Consider the following 4,726-nt stretch of genomic DNA (forward strand, 5'->3'; position numbering starts at 1 on the left):
AACCGCTACAGTTTCGGGATATTTTCCTTTTTCGGTTAAGTTTTGTTCTAGCAGTTTTTTGGCGATTTCTCGTCCGCGGGTGTAGGCTGCTGGGGAAGGCATCCGGTAGGGGTCTAAAGCGTGTATATTGCGTCCTGTGGGCAAAACTCCCGCACCATCCCGGAGTAAATCACCCCCCGGCGCTGGGGGTACATATTCCCCATTTAATCCCCGCAAAAGATTAGTTAATTCTTCGCTATTTTGTCCTAATAAATTTTTAATAGCAATGCCTTCTTTAAGCTTTTCATTGGTTGCTTCGTCAGCGATAATTTGCTGAAATTCTCGCTCAGATAAATCGGTAAAATAAGCGTCAAGATAACCTTTTAATTCTTCCTGATTGGGAGCAGTGCCTAGGGTGTGTAAACCCGAAGAAAATAGTCTTTGTTCGACGATTTGTAGGTAATTATACACCTTGACAAAATAATCGGTTAGTGCATAGCGGCTAAATAATTTGGCATTTTCTAAAGTGAATTCTATTCCCTGTTTTTCTGCTTCCAGAAAAGGACAATCTTTAGCGATACCTGTATCAATAATCTTTTGGAGGATACTATCTCTTAAAGCGTAATTTTTCTCAGGATTTTCTCGAAACTCGGCAATCAAATCTCGTAAAATCATCAATTCTTTATATAATCCCGCTCGTCCGTAGGGAGGCACATTATGGGAAATTAACACCCCATAACCGCGACGTTTAGCTAGGATAGATTCCGAGGGATTATTAGCGGCATAAATATATAAATTCGGTAAATCTCCTAATAAAATATCTGACCAAGAATAACCAGTATTTCCTAGGGGTGAACCGGGCAGCCATTCGACAGTTCCGTGCATACCAAAATGAATGATCGCATCGGTCTTAAAATCTTTTTGTAACCACTGATAAAAGGCTGCATACTGAGGGTGAGGAGTTAAATCTTTTTCAAACATTAACCGCATCGGATCCCCAGCAATTCCTAAAGGTGGCTGCACTCCAATCCAGATATTACCTAACTCAATTCCCCCTAAATGATATTGGTCGCCAATAGTTTTTATTCCCGCATCTTTAAGGGATTTCCAGTGTTTTTCAATGCGAGAAGTTAATAGATAACCTAGCCAATTTTCTAAAGTTTCTATCGATAAACGATTTTGTTTAGAGAGATTTTCATCATCGGCAAATTTAACTTTTTGAATAATTTCTTCCCCGTCTTCGGGAATCGTTCCCAGATTATAACCCTGCGCTTGTAAAGCTTGTAAAAACTTAACTAAACTCCGGGGAACATTTAATAAAGCTGCCGTACCAACTGCCCCATAACCCGGGGGAAATCCATAGAGAATGATGGCTATTTTGCGTTCTTGCGGAGGGGTTTTATGTAACTTAATCCAACTATGCAAACGTCCAGTTAAACGCTGTAATCTTTCGGGGATTAAATAGATAGTTTCCCCCACTAATCCCCCCAGAGGAATTGTATCAATTGCCCCATCTAATTCCGGTAAAGCGTATAGAACCACACTCTGTAAACCACCGATTCCCTGTCTTGTCCAAGAATAAATATCTTGAATCAATAAAGGGGCAGCGATAAGATAAGGAATATTTTTAGCGGACAGAATTCGTTTAGCCACTTCTACCTGTCTTCCTGCTTCCATAGAACCCGCAGGACCCCCCACCAAAGGAAAGCCAATCGTCGAGACAATTGCATCTACTGTCACCGCATCTTCACTTAAAGAAGGAGTTTCAATGATTCCTTTTTTTCTTTGCTGAATTTCGTAGTCTGTGGTTAACCAATCCCGAACAATTGTATGGCCTTCCACTCCGTTAATAAACACGGGTAGGGGAATTAAATTAGCCGTTTCAAAATGACGGATTAATTGATTAATATAGGGCAATTTACTGATAACGTGCTTCCGATAAAGCAGCAGTGCCACCACTGGTTTATCAAGAGATTTATTTTTTTTATACCAAGCTAAATATTCTTGGGGAGTGAGAAAATAACCCTGATAATCGGGGTGTAATAGTCCCCTATTGGGAGTTTCGATAACTTCGGGTATTTCCCGTACTTTTAATCCTAGATATTTTTGGGCAATTACCCAACACATAGCGGCAACATTTTCAGTTCCTCCCGCATTCCAATAACCGTAAATAATTAACCAATTACGCAAATCTTGAACTTTTTTAGCGGGAATAAATTTCAGCAGTTTCGGGCCAGTTTTAAGGAAACTGAGATAACCAGCTAACTTATCTTCTTCCTTGCCACTGGAAAATTTACTCAAGATAAATTGAATTGGTTTTGGCATTCCTTTTGGTTTATCCCCGATGGCAAATTCTCCCAAACGGGTTAAACTCATTAACTCTAAAGCAGACTCAAAAACTAAGCGAATCGGAATCTGTGCCGCTCGTTGCCGCAGCCAAGTAACTTGATCGTAATCGAAGATCAAACTAGCAAAAAAAACGTCGGCAGTGGCTAAAGCTTGCTCGACTATTTCCGGTTCGCTCGTCAAGGATTTATCGCTAAATACTTTTACCTCTAAATCGGGACATTTAGAACTAGCCAACAGGCCCGATTGCCGATATAAATTGGTGTTAAAGGTTTCAAAGCCAACAATTAAAACAATACTTTTCATAAGAATTTATTTTCTGATAAATCAGGGTGCGTTATTTTGCCTTAACACACCCCCTGAAATGATCATAACAACAAATTAATAATAACTGCCAGATTTGCGATGATGGATAGCGGTTAAACCCTGGTGTAAAACCTTACCTTTTTCTGCGATCGCATAAATCAACCAATGATCACCGCACTCCATTCGTTGTCCCACCCGACATTCCAGATAAGCGAGCGCTTCGGCCAAAATCGGCCCACCGTTCTCAGCTTTAGTGGTTTCGATATTAGCGAAACGATCTTCTCCGGGGGAAAAAGGTTTAAGAAAATGCTTCATTAAAGCTATATGTTGTCCTTCTTGCAGGATATTAAGGACAAAATGGATATAAAGTGGGTAGAGTCGATGGGAGGTATTATCAGCAATTCTCATTTTAAGGTTTCATGACATCAAAACCCTTGCATCTAGAGGGGTTAATAATTCTTAACGAATCTCTAGATCGCTGAAACAAGGCAAAATCGTTTCAAAATGAGAATTGCTGCCACTATCTCACCTGCATCGGTCTAACACCCCCTTAATAAGACTTATAGCAGAGAACGAGTTGGTTAGGACAACCTAAATCGCTAAAATTCAGTTCTGGCAAGGATTTTCCTTCTGCCTTCTGCCCGCTGCTATAATAGCGCACTGTGCGGTTTAATCACCTCAATCAGGAGTCAGGAGACGATGCCAAATCAGATTATACTTCATCTTTATGAGAAACGCTGTAAGCTGTAATAATTAAGAGACATCTTAAAAAAAGTCAGAAACCCTTCTGTTCCCTGTTCCGGAGTTCCCTTGTCTCTAAAGTTAACTTTATTTTTAACTAGGTACTTAGAATGAAAAATGAAATATTAAATCTAGAATTTTCTCCCGATGTTCTTGCCGCTTTAAAAATAGGAATTGATGAACTCGGTCAAGAAATTAAACTTCTGGCCGCTATTTATTATTTTCAAGAAAAGCGACTTTCTTTAGGAAAAGCGGCGGAATTAGCGAGAATTAATCGCCTAGAATTTATGGATATTTTGTCTAAAAAAGGGATTGTATTGTTTGATTATGACGAATCGGCGTTAGCGGTTGAATTAAAGGGAATAGAAAAACTGGAGCCTGATGATTGTAAGTAACGCTACTCCCCTCATCGCTTTTGCGCGAATTGGTCAACTCGGTCTTTTACAAGAAATAGTTAAAAGCATCGTTATTCCTAAGGCAGTAGCTCTTGAAATCAGCACTTACGATCAGGACAAAACTGGCTCGATCGATCTATTACGAGAACAGTGGATTTCTGTCCGAGAAATCGCCTCTCAACAGCAGGTTTCCTTACTATTACCGACTCTAGATCGAGGAGAATCAGAAGTCATCGTCCTTGCACTAGAACAAAAAGCCCCTTTAGTGCTTATCTATGAATTAGCTGCTCGTCAGGTGTGTAAATCTCTCAATATTCCAATTACAGGTTCGATCGGTATTTTAATTAAAGCAAAACAGTTGGGAAAGATCGCTGCAGTCAAACCTTACATAGAAACGATGCAACAACAAGGCATATACTACAGCCAGAAATTTATCGAAAATTTGGGTTAAAACCCCGTCGTTTTACGACGGCTTTTCCTGATTTTCAATGTAGCACTTAAGAACTTCCAGTGGCGCACCTCCTACAGAAGATACAAAATAACTGGGCGACCAAAGAGCGTCTTTCCCGTGCGGTTTAGGATAACCAGCTTGTCCATACCTACGACTAGAGACTCCCTTTAAAGAATTGACCATTACGGAAATAGATAGTTTTGGCGGGTATTCAATCAATGCGTGTATATGATTAGACTCCCCGTTAAATTCCAATATCTGAAAATTCATCTTTTCCGCAACTTCCCTAAAAGATTTTTCAACCAAAGTCAGACTTTTACCAGTAAAAACCTTACTTCTGTATTTTGTCACACAGACCAAGTGTATCTTTAGATCGGAAACAGAGTTTCTGGTTCTTCGGTTTGTGTTATGTAATGGACGGGGGTTATAAGAGATGGAACCCTTATAGAGAAAGACATTGGACGATTTTTGTCAATTGTTTTTGATCTAGAGCGAGCTAATCAGTTAA

The 4,726-nt window shown here is 39.8% G+C and carries 4 protein-coding genes and 1 pseudogene; 2 read left to right on the forward strand and 3 right to left on the reverse strand.

The genetic code is table 11. The features are described 5' to 3' along the window. Together bchH and PX481_RS14675 are read right to left on the reverse strand one after the other, a co-directional pair. On the reverse strand, positions 1–2,631 hold a 2,631-nt coding region (gene bchH / locus PX481_RS14670; protein ID WP_288094832.1), incomplete at its 3' end, for a magnesium chelatase subunit H. Positions 2,632–2,706: 75 nt separating this feature from the next. Further along, positions 2,707–2,988 (reverse strand): annotated as a pseudogene (locus PX481_RS14675) (flavin reductase family protein); the annotation flags it as partial. 494 nt (positions 2,989–3,482) lie between these two features. Between PX481_RS14675 and PX481_RS14680 the strand changes: the two are divergent. Then, complete coding sequence (locus tag PX481_RS14680) at positions 3,483–3,767, forward strand: UPF0175 family protein (RefSeq protein ID WP_002754799.1); 285 nt, start codon at positions 3,483–3,485, stop codon at positions 3,765–3,767. Beyond that, positions 3,754–4,218, forward strand: a complete 465-nt coding sequence (locus PX481_RS14685) for a PIN domain-containing protein (RefSeq protein ID WP_002759273.1) — start codon at positions 3,754–3,756, stop codon at positions 4,216–4,218. The genes PX481_RS14680 and PX481_RS14685 overlap by 14 nt, the downstream gene beginning before the upstream one ends. 12 nt (positions 4,219–4,230) lie before the next feature. Here PX481_RS14685 and tnpA read toward each other — a convergent pair whose 3' ends face one another. Then, positions 4,231–4,653 carry an IS200/IS605 family transposase gene (gene tnpA / locus PX481_RS14690; RefSeq protein ID WP_288027383.1) on the reverse strand — a complete coding sequence of 141 codons (423 nt, stop codon included), beginning with the start codon at positions 4,651–4,653 and terminating at the stop codon, positions 4,231–4,233. Positions 4,654–4,726 lie beyond the last annotated feature (73 nt).

It is taken from the genome of Microcystis sp. M53603_WE2, assembly GCF_030065435.1.

Bases quoted from the DNA above. Each gene is read 5' to 3' on its own strand.
- PX481_RS14680 (WP_002754799.1), top strand. From the start codon at position 3,483: ATGAAAAATGAAATATTAAATCTAGAATTTTCTCCCGATGTTCTTGCC.
- PX481_RS14685 (WP_002759273.1), top strand. From the start codon at position 3,754: ATGATTGTAAGTAACGCTACTCCCCTCATCGCTTTTGCGCGAATTGGT.